This window comes from Granulicella cerasi (genome assembly GCF_025685575.1).
GTDB lineage: Bacteria > Acidobacteriota > Terriglobia > Terriglobales > Acidobacteriaceae > Granulicella > Granulicella cerasi.
Genome location: NZ_JAGSYD010000001.1, coordinates 1,159,573 through 1,175,351, shown reverse-complemented (window position 1 = coordinate 1,175,351; position 15,779 = coordinate 1,159,573). Strand labels below are relative to the sequence as shown.

The 15,779-nt window shown below is 62.2% G+C and carries 17 protein-coding genes; 7 read left to right on the top strand and 10 right to left on the bottom strand.

Annotation, left to right across the window (positions count from 1 at the left end):
- Positions 1-41: 41 nt before the first annotated feature.
- Genes OHL11_RS04860 through OHL11_RS04850 form a run of 3 tightly spaced genes read right to left on the bottom strand, consistent with a single transcriptional unit; the run spans position 42 to position 2,583 of the window.
- The gene (locus OHL11_RS04860; RefSeq protein WP_263370347.1) at positions 42-1,304 is read right to left on the bottom strand and encodes a serine hydrolase domain-containing protein; all 1,263 of its coding nucleotides are present in this window, start codon (positions 1,302-1,304) and stop codon (positions 42-44) included.
- An 18-nt stretch (positions 1,305-1,322) separates the two neighbouring features.
- Positions 1,323-1,472 carry a hypothetical protein gene (locus tag OHL11_RS04855; protein WP_263370346.1) on the bottom strand — a complete coding sequence of 50 codons (150 nt, stop codon included), beginning with the start codon at positions 1,470-1,472 and terminating at the stop codon, positions 1,323-1,325.
- On the bottom strand, positions 1,459-2,583 hold the full coding sequence (locus OHL11_RS04850; RefSeq protein WP_263370345.1) for a glycosyltransferase family 4 protein: 1,125 nt from the start codon (positions 2,581-2,583) through the stop codon (positions 1,459-1,461). The genes OHL11_RS04855 and OHL11_RS04850 overlap by 14 nt, the downstream gene beginning before the upstream one ends.
- A gap of 47 nt (positions 2,584-2,630) precedes the next feature.
- Here OHL11_RS04850 and OHL11_RS04845 point away from each other — a divergent pair, with 47 nt between their 5' ends.
- On the top strand, positions 2,631-2,957 hold the full coding sequence (locus OHL11_RS04845; protein ID WP_263370344.1) for an FAD-dependent monooxygenase: 327 nt from the start codon (positions 2,631-2,633) through the stop codon (positions 2,955-2,957).
- Positions 2,951-4,003: an AI-2E family transporter gene (locus tag OHL11_RS04840; RefSeq protein ID WP_263370343.1), complete on the top strand. Its 1,053-nt coding sequence runs from the start codon at positions 2,951-2,953 to the stop codon at positions 4,001-4,003. The genes OHL11_RS04845 and OHL11_RS04840 overlap by 7 nt, the downstream gene beginning before the upstream one ends.
- A gap of 137 nt (positions 4,004-4,140) precedes the next feature.
- On the opposite strand, the gene OHL11_RS04835 is transcribed toward OHL11_RS04840, so the two are convergent.
- A complete protein-coding gene (locus tag OHL11_RS04835) occupies positions 4,141-6,051 on the bottom strand; it encodes a 30S ribosomal protein S1 (protein ID WP_263370342.1) in 1,911 nt (636 codons plus the stop codon).
- A gap of 436 nt (positions 6,052-6,487) precedes the next feature.
- Between OHL11_RS04835 and OHL11_RS04830 the strand changes: the two genes are divergently transcribed.
- Both OHL11_RS04830 and OHL11_RS04825 read left to right on the top strand, forming a co-directional pair.
- Entirely contained in the window at positions 6,488-7,099 is a 612-nt protein-coding gene (locus tag OHL11_RS04830; RefSeq protein WP_263370341.1) for an HIT family protein, read from the top strand.
- 212 nt (positions 7,100-7,311) lie between these two features.
- Positions 7,312-7,620 carry a hypothetical protein gene (locus OHL11_RS04825; protein ID WP_263370340.1) on the top strand — a complete coding sequence of 103 codons (309 nt, stop codon included), beginning with the start codon at positions 7,312-7,314 and terminating at the stop codon, positions 7,618-7,620.
- Between the two features lie 83 nt (positions 7,621-7,703).
- On the opposite strand, the gene OHL11_RS04820 is transcribed toward OHL11_RS04825, so the two are convergent.
- The 5 genes from OHL11_RS04820 to OHL11_RS04800 all read right to left on the bottom strand — a co-directional run bounded on the left by OHL11_RS04820 (position 7,704) and on the right by OHL11_RS04800 (position 11,582).
- Positions 7,704-8,675 (bottom strand): nucleoside hydrolase, encoded by a 972-nt coding sequence (locus OHL11_RS04820; RefSeq protein WP_263370339.1) that lies wholly within the window; start codon positions 8,673-8,675, stop codon positions 7,704-7,706.
- 9 nt (positions 8,676-8,684) lie between these two features.
- Positions 8,685-9,185 (bottom strand): nuclear transport factor 2 family protein, encoded by a 501-nt coding sequence (locus OHL11_RS04815; RefSeq protein WP_263370338.1) that lies wholly within the window; start codon positions 9,183-9,185, stop codon positions 8,685-8,687.
- 99 nt (positions 9,186-9,284) lie between these two features.
- Positions 9,285-9,572, bottom strand: coding sequence for a putative quinol monooxygenase (locus OHL11_RS04810; RefSeq protein ID WP_263370337.1), 288 nt, complete (start codon positions 9,570-9,572; stop codon positions 9,285-9,287).
- Positions 9,573-9,641: 69 nt separating this feature from the next.
- The gene (locus tag OHL11_RS04805; protein WP_263370336.1) at positions 9,642-10,970 is read right to left on the bottom strand and encodes an adenylosuccinate synthase; all 1,329 of its coding nucleotides are present in this window, start codon (positions 10,968-10,970) and stop codon (positions 9,642-9,644) included.
- 96 nt (positions 10,971-11,066) lie between these two features.
- Positions 11,067-11,582, bottom strand: coding sequence for a DUF1572 domain-containing protein (locus tag OHL11_RS04800; RefSeq protein WP_263370335.1), 516 nt, complete (start codon positions 11,580-11,582; stop codon positions 11,067-11,069).
- A gap of 37 nt (positions 11,583-11,619) precedes the next feature.
- Between OHL11_RS04800 and OHL11_RS04795 the strand changes: the two genes are divergently transcribed.
- Positions 11,620-13,020 carry an APC family permease gene (locus OHL11_RS04795; RefSeq protein ID WP_263370334.1) on the top strand — a complete coding sequence of 467 codons (1,401 nt, stop codon included), beginning with the start codon at positions 11,620-11,622 and terminating at the stop codon, positions 13,018-13,020.
- Between the two features lies 1 nt (position 13,021).
- Here the strand turns inward: OHL11_RS04795 and OHL11_RS04790 are convergent, their stop codons facing one another.
- Positions 13,022-13,648, bottom strand: coding sequence for a TonB C-terminal domain-containing protein (locus OHL11_RS04790; protein WP_263370333.1), 627 nt, complete (start codon positions 13,646-13,648; stop codon positions 13,022-13,024).
- Positions 13,649-13,711: 63 nt separating this feature from the next.
- On the opposite strand from OHL11_RS04790, the gene mutM reads away from it, so the two are divergent.
- Together mutM and OHL11_RS04780 are read left to right on the top strand one after the other, a co-directional pair.
- The gene (gene mutM, locus OHL11_RS04785; RefSeq protein ID WP_263370332.1) at positions 13,712-14,518 is read left to right on the top strand and encodes a bifunctional DNA-formamidopyrimidine glycosylase/DNA-(apurinic or apyrimidinic site) lyase; all 807 of its coding nucleotides are present in this window, start codon (positions 13,712-13,714) and stop codon (positions 14,516-14,518) included.
- Between the two features lie 25 nt (positions 14,519-14,543).
- Positions 14,544-15,734 (top strand): MFS transporter, encoded by a 1,191-nt coding sequence (locus OHL11_RS04780; RefSeq protein ID WP_263370331.1) that lies wholly within the window; start codon positions 14,544-14,546, stop codon positions 15,732-15,734.
- Positions 15,735-15,779: the final 45 nt, after the last annotated feature.

Here is a 15,779-nt window from a genome sequence, read left to right as displayed (position 1 = left end):
GCCCAATGCGTAAGAGCATTGGGCCTCGTGCATGACGGGCGCTACTCCTTGCCGGTGATGAGCAGCTGCTCGATCTTGCCGTCCTTCGTATAGTAGGTGCTGATGCGGACGCTGCCCTTCTCGAACTTCGCTGTATAGAGGCCAAAGGTCATGCCTCCACGCAGCGCGGTGCGCTGCTGCGTCACGTCCTTCAGCGCGCCGAGCGGCGCGAGCGTTGCGCGGAAGTCGGTGAGCGCGTCTGCCGTGAAGTAAGAGGAAGCGTTCGAGGTCAGCGCCGCGCGATCGATGCTGCCTTGCTGCAACTGCGGCAACAACTGCTTGAGCGCCGCAGCGACGGGCGAATCCGTAGTCGTCGCGGGCGTGGGCATCAGCAAGGGAAACAACTGATGCGCGATAGCACCAGCAGCGCTTGATGCGACCTCGTTCGTCAGCACGACGATAGCGACGCCATCATCCGGGAAGAGAACGTTTTCCGCCACGAAACCACCGACTTCACCGCTATGCTCGATCATGTGATGGCCGTTGACATCGCGCGAGAAGACGCCGAGGCCGTAGTTTGCGCTCTTGCCATTCTTCAGTGTGAAGGCCGTCGTCATCTCCTTATAGCTCGCGGGCGAAAGCAGCTTTTGCTGCGCGATGGTGAGGTCCCACTTCACGAGCGTCGACGCAGGCATCGCAAGGTCGCCGTCGCCGAAGTACCAGCCCGCATCCTCCAGCGCGGAGACGCGCACCGGCTGCATCGCGTAGGAGACGTAGCCAGTCACCGGCAGCTTGTCGCGGTCGTCGTAGGTGTTCACCACACCCTCGAGCGCCAGCGGCTTCAGTACGCGCTCCTTGAGGAACGCAGGGAGCGTCTTGCCCGAGACCTTCTCCACGACCAGACCGAGGATCACAAAATTCGTGTTCGAGTATTGCCACTCCGTGCCGGGCTCAAAGTCGAGCGGCTTGGTCGCCCACTCGGTCGCGAGCTCGAGCGGCTTCACCGGCTGCAGCCATGCGGGGATGATGTAATCCTGCGGCGCGAAGTCTTCATACCCTGAGGTCATCGTGAGCAGGTTGCGCAGCTTCACGTCGTTGGCGCGCGTGAAGTTCGGGAAGTACTTGCCGATGGGGTCGTCGATCGAAAGCTTGCCGTCCTGCTGCAACAGCAGAATCGCCGTCGCAGTGAACTGCTTCGAAATGGAGCCGATGGGGTAGGCCATCGACGCCTTGGCCGGCAGAGCGGGCTGCGTTCTCGCCAGACCGAAGGCCTCGGCGTAAGCGAGCTTGCCGTCCTTCGCAATGGCGATGGAAGCCGAGGGCACGCCGGTGTCCTTCAGGGTCTACTGCGCGATCTCGGCGATCTGTTGCGCGGTCTTTTCAGACAGTTGTGCTTGTGCGGAAAGCGTGGAAGCGGCGACGATGAGAGCGGCAACAGTGCAGGCGATACGCATGTCGCAAGCATAGCGTGGAGTCGCGCTAAACGTAGCCACAAATGCGCGCTACTCGCGCAGCCCAGGCATCTTCGGTCGGCAGCTCCGGCGGCGGTGGAGCGGCCATCTGCTCGTTCGCGGCGAGATAGTGCAGCATCGCTTCGAGCTTCGGGGCGAGCTCTTCTTCGCCACCGTGCAGCACCGAGGCCCAGGGCGTATCGAGCAGAATGTCCGACACACCGGAGTCGCGATGCAGCAGCACGGGGATGCCGCGCGCAAGGGCCTCCACTGCAGGAATGCCGTAACCCTGCACCGCAGGCATCACGAAGAGATGCGCGCGGTCGTAGAACTCCGCGAGTCCGTCGTCGGAGACGAAGCCGTGAAAGACGATGCGATCGCTGAGGCCGAGCGCCGCCGTGCGCTCACGCATCTCGTCCAACTGCGAACCTTTGCCGACGATGTCGAGACGCCACGGAATCTGCGAGGAGAGACCTTTCTGTTCCAGCGTAGACAATGCGTTAAGCATCCAGTCGATGCGCTTGTTCGCCTCGATGCGGCAGACGGAGAGCAAACGCAACTCGCCCTCAAAGCGGCGTCGCACGAACCCGGCAGCACTCACCATACCGCCCATGCGCGCGATCTTGGCGTGTACGCCAAACTCCTTCAGGCAGTCGCGCTGCAGGAACTCACTGGTGACGATCGTCTCGCCATGCCGTAAGCCGAAGCCAACAACCTTGTTCGAAAATGCTGTGCGCAAGCGAGTCTTCAGCGACGTGTCGCGATGCTCTGCGGTCTCGAACAGCACCGGTGTGTCGTGCATCAGGCAGTGAAACTTGCCGATGCGCGCATAGGTCGCATGGAGCGCAGGCTGATAGCCCGAAACCAGCGGCGGCAACATTTCCGGCTTCGACAGGAAGTACGCACGCAGGGCCTTTACCTTGGCGGGGCCGCCACCTTGCGGATGCAGAACGTCAATCGGCAGATCGAAGTTCGCGTACTGCGCAAACTCTGCGCGGTTCGTATAGGTAACCAGGTGCACGGCACGTTCCTGCGCGTGCAGCCACGCAGCAAACGCAAGCAAGCTACGCTCTGCGCCCCCGAAGACGTCCAGATGCGAAGCGAAGAGGGGCACCGAGCCAGCACGAGAGACGAAGTGGGTTTGAGCGGACATGTAAGCTCTAGCATAAGCTGCTTCGCGCGCGAGCGCGGCGTGACTCGATGACGCAGCGCACAGAGCAGGCGGCGACCGACCCGCTATCATCAGCGCGAGTGCTTACTGATTTCGAGGACGCCGTCGTCCCCGCTCCGCCTCGTACGGATGTTCGCATCGTTGGCGCAGAAGCCGTCGGCGTGCTGCTGGCGCTGAAGCTCTCACGCGCAGGCAAGCGCGTCGTTCTGTACAGATTCTCGAGCGAGGGCAACATCTTCCGTGATGACGAAGCGGCCAGCGAGTCGTCGCTCCAAATGCCCGCGCAGCGCGGAGCTTTAGCCACAGGAGCCAACTCCACCGCGCGCGAATCAATCCAACGCAGGAAGGCATGTTGACTCCAGACCTCCAACCCGAACCTACGAAATCGCTCGGGCGGACGATCACCCTGTATCTCGCGGTGCTGACCGGGGTCGTGCTGTGCCTGTGCTTTATGCACACGCTCATCTTCCCGCTCACGGGCGCGGTCGCGCTCGCTGTAGTGCTCCACCGAGCGCGGCTATGGCTGTGCCGGCGGATGAGCTCAACGATGGCAGCGTGGCTGTTGCTGGCCGCAGTGATCATCGCTGTCGTACTGCCCAGCTTTCTCGTCGTGAAGACGCTGGTGCACGAGGTGATCCACATCGCACGCTACATCGTGAGCGGGGATGCCGCTTTCGACGTGCGACTCTTCGCGGTGAAGCACCAGAAGCTCGGCGGCATGGTGCAGCAGGGGCTCGATCAGCTTGCGCCCGATGCCGAGGGCAAGCGCCTGGCCGAAATGGCCGCAGGATGGGCGGCTCTCGGGCTGCGGCACTTCATTACGTTCATCGTGCAGATGGTATTGATGCTCTTCCTGCTCTTCTTCCTGCTGCGGGACTCCGACAAAGCCCATCGCGCACTGGTGTCGATGATGCCGATGCCAGAGGAAGATGCGCTGCCGTTTCTGCGCAAGCTCGGCGAGGTCACGCACGCGATCTTCCTGGGCCGCTTCCTCATCGCCGGAATACAGGGCGCGCTCTCGGGTATCGCCTACTGGCTGCTCGGCGTCCCCGGAGCGCTGCTGTGGGGTACGCTTACGGCGATCCTCTGCCTGATCCCGGCGTTCGGGGCGTTTCTCATCTGGGTACCGGTGACGATCTACCTCGGCTTCGCAGAGAGTTGGACGCGCGCGATCATCCTGGCCATCTGGGGTGGCGTCATCGTCAGCAACCTCGATAACCTGCTCTACCCCGCGCTTGTCGGCAGACGGACAGAACTGCATACTGCGGTGATCTTCGTGGCAATCTTTGGAGGGCTGGCGATGTTTGGAATTTCGGGCTTCGTCCTCGGGCCAGTGATCGTCGCCGCGACCTTGCTGCTGCTTCAGCGCAATCGCTCTGCTGCGGCTCCGCTCGCTCCTTGAACGCGAAGCTCCGCACGCGGCGAAATCCTGCAAATCTAACACCGTCCGCGCCGCCGAACGACTTCCTCGCTCCGCCGACCTCGCAGCAACGAAAAGGCCACCCCGAAGGGTGGCCTTTTTCGATGCTTGATCGAGAGTTACTCGTTCTCGCTCTGCTTCCACTTGAGCAGGTCGCCCAGCGTGGTCGAACCGGAGTTCGATGCGTTCGAGGAGGAGTTCGATCCACCCTGGTTCTTCGAACCACGGTTGTCAGCCTTGTACGACTCGATCTCCTGGCGCGATGCTTCTTCGCCAACAGCCTTGATCGACAGACCAACCTTCTTCTCGTCCTGGCTCATCTTCACGATCTTGAACTCGTGCTCGTCGCCTGCGTTGAGCTCGACCTGACGGCCGCTCTCGTCCACAGCTTCCGACACGTGGCAGAGACCTTCGACGCCCTCAGCCAGCTCGACGAATGCGCCAAACTGAGCGGTGCGCAGAACCTTACCCTTCACCACATCGCCAACGCGGTGCTGTGCAAAGAAGGTGTCCCAAACGTCCGGCTGGAGCTGCTTGATGCCGAGCGAAAGGCGACGGTTCTCCGGCTCAACGCCGAGAACAACAGCCTTGACCTTCTCACCCTTCTTGAGCACTTCCGACGGATGCTTGATGCGCTTGGTCCACGACAGGTTCGAAACGTGAACCAGGCCGTCGATGCCGTCTTCGATCTCGATGAACGCACCGAAGTCGGTGAGGTTGCGAACGCGACCTTCCACTTCCATGCCCACCGGATACTTGCCTTCGAGCTCTTCCCAGGGGTTTTCCTGGAGCTGCTTCATGCCCAGCGAGATGCGGCGATCGTTCGGGTTCACCGAGATGATGACCGTGTCGACTTCGTCGCCCGGCTTGACCATCTTCGACGGGTGCTTCATGCGCTTCGACCACGTCATTTCGCTGACGTGAACGAGGCCTTCGATACCCTGCTCGAGCTCCACGAATGCACCGTAGTCGGTGACCGAGAGAACGCGGCCACGAACCTGAGCGCCCACGGGGTAACGCTCCACGGCATCGAGCCACGGATCAGGCGTGAGCTGCTTGAAGCCAAGCGATACGCGCTGCTTTTCCTTGTCGAACTTGAGGACCTTGACCTGGATCTCATCGCCCACGTTGACGAGGTCACGCGGGTGGGTGAGACGACCCCAGCTCATGTCGGTGATGTGCAGCAGGCCATCAAGGCCGCCCATGTCCACGAATGCGCCGTAGTCGGTCAGGTTCTTGACGACGCCGGTGAAGACTGCGCCCTCTTCGAGGTTCTGGAGCGTCACGTCCTTCTTGGCGTTCTGCTCTTCCTCGAGGATTTCCTTGCGCGAGATCACGACGTTGCCGCGCTTCTTGTTCAGCTTGATCACGCGAACTTCGAGTTCCTGGCCGATGTAGCCATCGAGGTTGCGGACGGGGCGAACTTCAACCTGCGAACCAGGCAAGAACGCCTTGATGCCGATGTCCACGGTCAGGCCACCCTTGACGCGCGAAAGGACCATGCCCTTTACCGGCGTCTTGGAGTTGCAAGCCTCTTCCAGCTTGTCCCAAACCTTGTGGCGCAGTGCCTTCTCGTGCGAAACGAGATAGCCGCCTTCCGACTCCTCACGCTCCACAACCACTTCCACCGTGTCGCCGACGTTGAACTTCGGCGCGCCGGTGTGGTCGACAACCTGATCCAGGGGAATCAATCCCTCGCTCTTCAGGCCGATGTCGACGACAACGTACTTATCGGTGATCTTGACGACGGTACCGATGACGATCGCTTCTTCGCTCGTCATGGCCTGCGCAGCGTCCTTCTCGGCAGCCTGCTCGCGATCGAAGTTCTCGAGGGCCTTCGCGAAATCATCCGCGTCGTACTCGGGCTCTTCGTCGACGGCTACAGCGGCGACCGGCTTGGTCTGCTCATCGGCAATGTTGGTGGTGGTGGTTTCGGTCGACGCCGAGGTCTCGGTCGTCGCGTCGTTAGAGGTGGGTTCAAGTGTGGTGTTCAGGGCTGTGCTCTCGGTGGATGTAGTGTGGTCGGACATGAGTGATGAATATCTCCGGGATCCGTTTGCTCGCTCGGGCCTCCGCATCGTTGCTGCGCGAGAGGGCTCGCACAACGCGGCTCACAGTGGGCGAGCTTTCCGGGCGGCGTGACGACACGCGGCCTCGAAGGCCGGCACTGCAGGTCGATGATGTCAGGGCGGGAGTAAGGTGTTGCTCAAAAACCCATCGCGTCATTGGATCCCGCACGCATGGGCTACTTCTCAAGTGTACAGCCGCAAAATGATGCGGTCAATTTTCCAGGTCAGGCCGACAAGCTCTTTGACGACGAGCTTTGCCGCGAAAAACAGCGTTTTTCGGTTGCCTTTTCGTTAGACGCAAGCAATATCCATTTCGTCGCAGAACGATTTTCCGTTCGAAAGATTTCTGCTGGTAATCGCCCGATACCCGCGACACCGCTGTCTCTATACTCAGGGGATGGATCGGCTTTGGACTCCCTGGCGCTATGCGTACGTCACCGGCGCGGAACAAAAGACCTCTCGCCGCGGCGTTCCCGAGGCGCTGGACGCGTGGCCCGGCGACAAGCATTGCGTCTTCTGCAACCTGCTCGCCGCGGCCGACTGGGCAATCGAGCATGGGATGCCCACCGACGAAGCAGAAAAAGCCGTATGGATTCTCGAGCGCCGCGAACACTGCTTTGTCGTGCTGAACGCCTATCCCTACAACGGCGGCCACGTGATGGTCGTGCCCTACCAACACGCCTCGTCGCTGGCGGCTGTCCCGCTGGAGGTCGCCGAAGAAATGATGCGCCTCGCACGGCGCGTCGAGCGGGTGCTCCGCGCGGTGTATCGACCCAACGGCATCAATATGGGCCTGAACCTCGGCGAAGCAGCCGGCGCGGGCGTGGCCGAGCATATTCATCTGCACGCGCTGCCCCGCTGGAGCGGCGATACGAACTTCATGACCGTGATCGGAGAGACCCGTGTGTTGCCCGAGATGCTCGCCGAAAGCTGGGGGAAGCTGCGTGCCGCGCTCGCGGTGGACCCGACCGAGTCGGCTTTACAACCAGTCAAAGCTTTGACTCATTGATTGCATGAAACCCGCGTAGATTCTGGTAATCCGCACGCGGGTTTTTCTGCGTCTCAGGTATCCCCGCGTGCAACTCCCCCGAAAGTTTCTCCATCAGAGTTACTAGTGATCACCTCTACTGCGAGCGCAAGCCGCCGAGACCTGAGGTATCCCTTCCCAAGTGAGCCAGCCAGACTTCCCTGGCGCTCCAACCCTGATGAGGAGATCTTTCCATGACGAGCGCCACAGCGATTCTTCCCCTCAACAGCCGCAACGCTTCGCGTCGCATCAGCCACGGCAGCATGGCCTTCGCGTCTGAGCCGAACCACATTCAGCCGCAGGATGGCGCCATGCAGGCCTCCGTAGTCACCATGAAGCCGCACGACCGCAGCCAGCAGGTGGAGCCGGAGGATGCCGCGCTCACCGGCATGACGCGTTCGCTCTTCCGCCGCGTGATGGGCTTGAACGTTCTCTCGCCCGCTGCGCCGAAGAAGATCGCTCCGGTACAGATGCTGACTCCGCGTGCCAGCCGCGTCGCCTAACGCGAACAACCAACGAGTGTTTTGCAGGGCGGCCTTCGGGCCGCATCTTTTTTGCGCAAAATCGGCCGATAGCGTCTTCGCCGCTACCGCTTGGCGGGGATTTCCCGCAGCCAGAGTGGAAGCGCGCTCTGGAAGAAGCGGTCGGGGTCGTTTGACAGGCAGACATCGGCGTTCGGCTTCCCGGCAACCTCCCGCGTGAAGCCGTCTGCGTTGACCTCGATCCGCAGCGGAGTCACCGGGCAGCTTGCCGGGTCGATCGCATAGAGGGCCGCGACGGCGTCGAAGGCGGTCGGTACAGGCCAGTATTGATTGGCGAACCACTCGGCGGTCAGCGAAGCGAGAACGTCGGTGAGCGGCGTGCCGGCGGCGAAGATCAGCGACCGCTTCGTCTCATCCATCATGATCTGCGTGCTGTCGAGCGGCATCATGGCGATCGGCACGCCGCTCTTGAACACCGCCTGCGCGCTGGCAATGTCCATCTTGATGTTGTACTCGGCGGAGGGCCGGTTCACTGGTGGCAGAAAGCTCGGCTCTCCATAACCACGCCGCACCGAGCCGCCCATCATCACGATGCGGCGCAGCTTGTGGAAGCTCTCCGGATCGCGCTTCAGTGCAGCCGCAAGGTTCGTCATCGGCCCAAGCGCGATGAGCGTTACTTCACCAGGATGCTGCTTTGCCGTGTCGATGATAAAGCCGATCGCATCGCCATGCGGACGCGACGGGCCACGCTCCGCCCAGGCCCTTTGCGTAAAGCTCGCCATACCGAGCGAGGTCTTCTCAGGCCCGATGAAAACGGGGATTTCAGCGTGCCCTGTCTCGGCGAGGAAGCGGTCGAGCATACGCGCGCGTAGCTTCGTATCGCCCCAGTCTGCGGTGACTCCGAGCAGCTGGATCGAAGGACTCTGCAGCAACAGGCCCAGCGCATACGCATCGTCCAGATCGTCGCCGATATCCGTGTCGACGATGACCTGCTGCGGCGCGGCAGGCATGGACTGCGTGCGCGCGGCACCGCAGAAGAGCAGGAACGGAGCCAGCCAACGCAGAGAAAGCTTCATACGCCGAGATTAGTCGGTCTGCTGGTTGTGCGAGTAGGGGCGCTGACGAGTGGACTCGAAGTTCGTGATCTTCCACGTGCCGTCGATGCGCTGAAACACGCGCGTGGACTGGAAGCGACCATGCACTTTGTGGTCATCAAAGTCGCCTTCGAGGTCGAGCGACGAGGTCACGATCGCGACGCGCTGACCGACGAGCTTCACCTTCATGTCATCGACCGTGAGGCTCTTCACCTGCATGGCATGGCTGCGCATGCGGTCCATCCACTGGATCTTCGTCATCACCTGACCGTTGCTGGTGATGCCGATGTAGTCCTCGGAGAGCATCTTCTCGAGCGCCACCGCGTCGCTGTTCAGCATCGCGTTGCGCCACTGCGTGTCCGCCGCCGAAACTTCGGCACGCAAGTCGCGCTTGCCGGTCTTTTTGCCGTGCTGCCACCATGCGCTGGCAGGCAGACAAAGCGAGACCAGCATCGCTATCAGGACGAAGGATCGAATGCGCGAGTTGGACATAGGCGAATCCATCAACAGTACGCGGATGTTAGCCCCAACTGCGGCCTCGCGTCAAAGTCTTAGATTGAAAACGCGCAGAGAGGTGAGCTACACATCGCCTTAAGCGATGGCGTGCAGCGTTTCTACCTGACGATCGAGCATCTTCTGGTAGAGGCCGCCGATCGCGTACTTCTTGAAGTGCTCCGTGCTGCGGTGAAACTCAGTCGCCGCGTCGTCCTGATACTGCTCGTAGATCAGCACAGTATCGGGCTGGCCTTCGACCCAGTGCGGGATATAAGAAACGCAGCCGGGCTCCTGGCGCGAAAGACGCGTCAGCTCCTCGAGGATGCTGTGAATCTCCGCGTGGTCTTCAGGGCGGAAGCGGAGCTGGACGGTAAAGCTGATCATCGGGGAATCCTTCTTGCAAAAAGAAAAACGCATCCCGAGCCACGTGGACTCGGGATGCGTGGGGATCGTTTAGGCGAGCATTGCGTCGAACTCGGGCATCGAGAAGGTCTCCGCGCGGTCCGGACCGGTGGAGATCATGCCGATCTTCACGCCCGACTCCTTCGCGATGAACTCCAGATACTCCTGCGCGAGCTTCGGCAGCTTGTCGTACTCGGTGATGCCGGCGGTCGACGAGTTCCAGCCCTTGACGGTCGTGTAAACCGGCTCAATAGTCTTGAAGCCGCGGATGTCGCCGGGGATCGTGTCGGTCAGCTTGCCGTCGATCTTGTAGTGCGTGCAGACCTTGATCTCCTGCAGCTCGTCCATGACGTCCATCTTCGTGACGACGAGCCACTCGGTGGAGTTGATCATGTTCGAGTAACGCAGCAGCGGCAGATCCAGCCAGCCGCAGCGGCGCGGGCGACCCGTCACAGCGCCGAACTCATTACCGCGACGAGCAAGCAGTTCGCCGTCCGCACCGAAGTCTTCGGTCGGGAACGGGCCTTCGCCCACGCGCGTGACGTACGCCTTGCTGACGCCGATGACGGTGCCGATCTTCGTCGGGCCAACGCCCGTACCGGTGACCGCGCCGCCCGAGGTGCAGTTGGAGCTGGTGACGAACGGATACGTACCGTGGTCGATGTCGAGCAGTGCACCCTGTGCGCCTTCGAACATCACGCTCTTGCCGTTGTCGAGTGCCTTGTTGAGAAGCTCGGCGGTGTCGGTCACGTAGGGAGCGATTTGCTCGGCGTAGCGAACGTACTCCTCGTACATCTGCTTCGGATCGAGCGGCTCCGTGCCGAAGAGCGCCGCGGCAATGGTGTTCTTCTCGTGGCAGGCGTTGTTGATGTGCGTGCGCAACAGCGAGGTGTTCAGCAGGTCAGCGACGCGCAGGCCGTTGCGGTGAATCTTGTCTTCGTACGCTGGGCCGATGCCGCGACGCGTGGTGCCGATGGTCTGGCGGCCGGGAGCGGTCTCTGCAGCGAGTTCGATCATGCGGTGGTACGGCAGAATGACCTGTGCGCGGTTCGAGATGAAGAGCTGCTTGGCTGCGGGGTCATGCGCAGGCAGGCCAGCGTCCTTCAGCTTCTTCACTTCCGCGAGGAAGGCGGCGGGGTCGAGCACGACGCCGTTGCCGATAACGCCCACGCAGCTGGGGCGCAGCACGCCGCAGGGGATGAGCTGGAGAACAATCTTCTTGCCCTCGATGATGACCGTGTGTCCGGCGTTATGGCCGCCCGCATAGCGGGCAACGATGTCGAACTTCTCGCTGAGGACGTCGACAATCTTGCCCTTGCCTTCGTCGCCCCACTGGGCTCCAAGGATAACGGCGGACTTCGGCAGAGTTTTGGTGATCACGAGCGGATAGGCTCCGAGGGACAAAGTACGCGGGAAAAACCACCGCGCCTTTGTGTCATTATACCGCCTCAGCCGCGCCAGACGAAGAATCCGCCCCTAACGTTTCCGGGGCAGGCTCAGGTCGAGGTCGGTGGCGGCCATCTGCTTGGTGAGCAGGATGATCTGTCCCGCGTGATGACTCAGGTGCTCGGTGATCTTCACGATCGCCGCCATCACCGTAGGGTGGCGCAGCGTTCCTGTCGGCTGCGGGTCGATCGTCTCCAGCAGGCGCTCGGCGCCGACGGCTGACAGCACTTCTCGGCTTTCCGCGATGACCTGCTGCAGTTGCCTCCATGCTTCCGCGGAGCTGATCGACGGCTCCAGCGAGAATTCGCTGTCGCGCTTGCGGACGTCAGGCTGCCCGCCCACACCGTGGATGAACCACTGTCGCATGTTGCCTTCCAGATGCAGCAGCAGGTTGAGCACGGAGTTCTCGTGTTCCCCGCCGCGATGGCGCATCTGCTCTTCGCTCAAGCGTGGCAGGCACTTCGCGATCTGCATTTCGCTGCGTGCAAGGCTGGCAAGCGAAGAGTCGATGAAGGTTCGGGCAAGGTCATTGGCATCCGCAGACATGCAGCCATCGTACGCCGCCTGTGCGACGATATCGGCAATGGACTCTGCGACCCATGCCCCTGAAGCCAGCGACCACGGCCTGAAGCGCCAGATGAGTATGCGCGACCTTGTGCTCGCGCAGGTGCTCACGGTTGTCGGCAGCGCGTGGGTCGGCATCGCCGCAGGCCTGGGGCGCGGCGCGTTCGTGGCATGGATCGTCGCCTTCGCCGCGTTCTATGCGCCGATGGCCGTGGCGGTCTTCTACCTCAATCGCGCGATGCCGCTCGAAGGCGGCCTCTACGTGTGGGCCAAGCGCGCGTTCGGCGATGCGATGGGGTTCATGGTCGCGTTCAACGTCTGGGCGTATGCGATCAGCTCCATCGCCGCGATCCTCTTCCAGATTCCGAGTGAGATGGCCTTCATGATTGGCCCGCGCGCCGCGTCTCTGCCGGAAAACCATCTGCTCGTCTATGCGATCCTCGCGGTCATCGTGCTCGCGCTGACGTGGACCGCGCTGCGCGGACTTGGCTTCGGCAAGTGGCTCCACAATCTCTCCGGTGCCGCGATGATCGCCGCCTTCGCGCTGCTCATTGTCGCGCCGCTGTGGGCGTGGATGCACGGTGCGCCGATCACTTACCACCCCGCGCCGCTGCATCTGCCGCCGCATGATCCCACCTCGCTCTCGCTCTTCGGCCAGGTGATCTTCGCCGCGGCGGGACTCGAGTACATCGCCATCATGGCCGGCGAAACGCACGCCGCCGAAAGTGCGATCAGCCGCTCGGTCATCATCGCGACGCCGATCGTTTTCCTGATGTTCACGCTCGGCACCGCATCGGTGCTGAGCTTTCATGGCCTGCATCCGCATGAGCCGATCAACTACGTCGCGCCCATTCCGCAGACGCTCGCACAGGCGTTCGGCGAGCACGGCCCGATGGCGTGGGTGTCGAAACTCATCATCCTGCTGCTGCAGATCCGCATCATCGGCGCATCGAGCTATCTCTTCACCGGCGCCACGCGCCTGCCCATGACCGCAGGCTGGGACCACCTGATCCCCGCATGGTTTGCCAAGCTGAACGATCGCAAGATCCCGGCGAACTCGATCCTGCTGACGAGCCTCGTCATCGTCGCGTTGCTGCTGCTCGCCTCCACAGGCGTGCATGCGGCGGAGGCATTCAATATCCTCAACGACGCCTCGAGCGAGTTCTACAACCTCGCCTACCTCGCGATGTTCCTCATCCCCATCTGCGGTGCAGCAAGCGTACGCTACACGATGCCGCGCTGGGCCGCCTTGCTCTGCGGTCTCGGCACCGTGGCGACGCTCTTCGCCATCGCGCTGAATGCGTACCCGTTCGTCTCGGTCGGCAGCCCGTGGGGATTTGCGGTAAAGATCATCGTCACCACCGTCGCCGTCAACGCGCTCGGCTACGCGTTCTACGCCATGCGCACCAAAAAGGCCTAGGCTACGGCTGCGCCGGTCGCTTGGCGGCCTTGTCCAGCCAGTCTTCGCCGGTTCCGATCTGCATCCCGGTGGCATCGCCGTTGTATTCGAAGTTCAGACAGAAGGTGACGGGATGATGGATGCCCGCAGGCAAGGGCGGTAGCGGTGCATTGTGCCGAATCGCCGCGAGGAAGCGTTCATCGTCCATGGCGTTGCCGCTGCTTTTGGTCAACTGCGGTGGCGTGAAGGTGCCGTCCGGAAAGATGAGGATGCGCACGCGCCCACCATGTTCGCGCCCTATATGGTTGGAGAAGTCGTGCTTCTTCCGCGCGTTCCATGTCGCGGAAACGCGGCCACCGACGTTGCGCAGGTACTCGACATAAGGCCCGCGAAAAGCCTCCTCCACCGGCTTCGATTGCTGATAGACCTCATCAATCTCCGCGCCGCAGAGGAGCTTCGGCTTCTTCGCGCCCGGCTCGTCGTTATCCGGCGAAGGCGGCTGCAGGATGCTCTTCGCAGACGGAAGTGTGAAAGAAGCAGCGGGCGCTGGCGCCAAAGGGGCGTCGGGAAGAGAGGCGTTTTGCGCGCGGCTGAGCAACGGCGTGCACGTCGCCGCAACAAACAGGCTGAGGACTCGCAGAGAATGCATGGGTGCCTCCACTATAGCGCGGCGGCTATGCGCCTCCGCGAATCTGCGAGCATCTAAACAGCGATGCCCGAACTACCGGAAGTCGAAACCGTAGCCAATGGCGTGAATGAGCGCGTGCGCGGGCAGCGCATCGCGAAAGTATGGACCAGCGGCAAGCCGCAAACCTTCAAGACGCCTGAGCACGAGATTGCCGAAGCTCTCACCGGAACGACCATCGACAAAGTGCACCGCGTCGGCAAGACGATCGCGGTTGAACTCACACGCAAAAGCGAGCACACCGGCCAGTTTCTCGTGCACCTCGGCATGACCGGACGTCTGCTCGTCTCCAAGGCGGAAGTGCCGCTGCCTCCGCACACGCACGCCGTGCTCTCGCTCGGCGATGGCCGCGAGGTGCGCTTCGTCGACCCGCGTCGCTTCGGTCGCCTGTCACTCGCGACCGGCTATGAGGGCCCCGGCGTCGAGCCGACGACCGTGTCCGTGGAAGAGTTTTCACAGCTCTTCAAAGGCCGCAAGATCGCGATCAAAGCCGCACTGCTCAATCAGTCGATCCTGCACGGCGTGGGCAACATCTACGCGGACGAGAGCCTCTTCCGCGCCGGCATTCGACCGACGAAGCCCGCAGGCAAACTCACAAAAGTCGAGCTCGCCAAACTTCACGCCGCGCTGCAAGCGGTGCTGGCGCACGCCATCCAACTCGGCGGCTCGTCGGTCTCCGACTACGTAGATGCCGACGGTGTACGAGGTTTCTTTCAGCTTGAGCACAAGGTGTATTCGCGCAGCGGCGAGCCGTGCAAGGACTGCGGATCCACGCTGAAGAAGATCGTTGTGGGCGGACGAACCACGGTGTATTGCGCAAAGTGCCAGAAGTAGCCGCATTCGCGCTACGATGAGCTTTATGCGGAAAGCAATTCTTGCGCTGACGGTTGCGGCCTTCGGCATCGGCACGTCCGAGTTCGTCATCATGGGCCTGCTGCCGGACCTGGCGCACTCCTTCAACATCAGCATTCCCAAGGCGGGCGTGATCGTCTCCGCCTACGCGCTGAGCGTCACCTTCGGTTCGCCGCTGGTGGCCATCGCGCTCTCCAAAACCGAGCGCAAACGCACGCTCATTCTGCTGATGAGCATCTTCCTCGTCGGCAATCTCTGCTGCGCGTTTGCCCCGAACTTTGAGTTGATGATTGCTGCACGTCTGCTCACCGCGCTCTGCCACGGAGCCTTCTTCGGCACCGGCGCGATCGTCGCCGCAAACCTCGTGCCGAAGAACAAGCGCGCGCAAGCCATCGCCACGATGTTCACCGGGCTGACGCTGGCGAACGTGCTGGGCGTGCCCGCAGGCACAGCCATCGGCCATGCGCTGGGTTGGCGTTCCACCTTTCTTTTCCTGCTGCCCATCGGCCTCATCGCGATGCTCGGCCTGATCTTCCTCGTGCCCAGGCAGGACGCCGAACCGGTGGAACTACGCCACGAAATCTCTGCCGTGATGAACCCGAAGGTGCTGCTGGTGCTCGCGCTCTCGACGCTCAGCTCGGTCTCGCTCTTCACGGTCTTCACGTACATCGCGCCCATGCTCGCCGCCGAAACACACATGAGAGAGAACACGATCACCTGGGTGCTCGTCATCTTCGGCGCGGGCATCACCGTGGGCAATCTACTCGGCGGACGCCTCAGCGATTGGCGTCAACTCGCCACGCTCGTCGGTGGCTACGCGGCCGTAGGCACGTCGCTGCTGGTGATGGGTGTGGTACTCCCCTACGGCGTGCCCATGATGATCTGTGTCTTCGTCTGGGGGCTGGTGCACTTCGCGGCGGGCGCTCCGCTGCAGGCTCGGATTGTGGAGAAAGCGCGCCGCGCACCGAACCTCGCCTCCACGCTGAATCAAGGTGCGTTCAACCTCGGCAACGCGCTCGGGGCGAGCCTCGGCGGCGTACTGCTGGGCGAAGGCCTGCACTACCGCAGGCTTGCACCAGCAGGCGCACTCGTGGCGTTCGTCGTGGTGCTGATGGTCTTCTGGGCACGGCATATGGACCGCACGATGATGTCCGACCCCGACGCGGGTCCCCCCATCGACTTCGTTCCCATGCACTAAAACAGAACGCGCAAGGGTGCCGTGGGCATCCAACATTGTTGCTTG

Bases quoted from the DNA above. Each gene is read 5' to 3' on its own strand.
- OHL11_RS04815 (WP_263370338.1), bottom strand. From the start codon at position 9,185: ATGTCCAACTCGCGCATTCGATCCTTCGTCCTGATAGCGATGCTGGTC.
- OHL11_RS04835 (WP_263370342.1), bottom strand. From the start codon at position 6,051: ATGTCCGACCACACTACATCCACCGAGAGCACAGCCCTGAACACCACA.
- OHL11_RS04830 (WP_263370341.1), top strand. From the start codon at position 6,488: ATGGATCGGCTTTGGACTCCCTGGCGCTATGCGTACGTCACCGGCGCG.
- mutM (WP_263370332.1), top strand. From the start codon at position 13,712: ATGCCCGAACTACCGGAAGTCGAAACCGTAGCCAATGGCGTGAATGAG.
- OHL11_RS04800 (WP_263370335.1), bottom strand. From the start codon at position 11,582: ATGTCTGCGGATGCCAATGACCTTGCCCGAACCTTCATCGACTCTTCG.
- OHL11_RS04840 (WP_263370343.1), top strand. From the start codon at position 2,951: ATGTTGACTCCAGACCTCCAACCCGAACCTACGAAATCGCTCGGGCGG.
- OHL11_RS04820 (WP_263370339.1), bottom strand. From the start codon at position 8,675: ATGAAGCTTTCTCTGCGTTGGCTGGCTCCGTTCCTGCTCTTCTGCGGT.
- OHL11_RS04780 (WP_263370331.1), top strand. From the start codon at position 14,544: ATGCGGAAAGCAATTCTTGCGCTGACGGTTGCGGCCTTCGGCATCGGC.
- OHL11_RS04795 (WP_263370334.1), top strand. From the start codon at position 11,620: ATGGACTCTGCGACCCATGCCCCTGAAGCCAGCGACCACGGCCTGAAG.
- OHL11_RS04825 (WP_263370340.1), top strand. From the start codon at position 7,312: ATGACGAGCGCCACAGCGATTCTTCCCCTCAACAGCCGCAACGCTTCG.
- OHL11_RS04790 (WP_263370333.1), bottom strand. From the start codon at position 13,648: ATGCATTCTCTGCGAGTCCTCAGCCTGTTTGTTGCGGCGACGTGCACG.
- OHL11_RS04810 (WP_263370337.1), bottom strand. From the start codon at position 9,572: ATGATCAGCTTTACCGTCCAGCTCCGCTTCCGCCCTGAAGACCACGCG.
- OHL11_RS04850 (WP_263370345.1), bottom strand. From the start codon at position 2,583: ATGTCCGCTCAAACCCACTTCGTCTCTCGTGCTGGCTCGGTGCCCCTC.
- OHL11_RS04845 (WP_263370344.1), top strand. From the start codon at position 2,631: ATGACGCAGCGCACAGAGCAGGCGGCGACCGACCCGCTATCATCAGCG.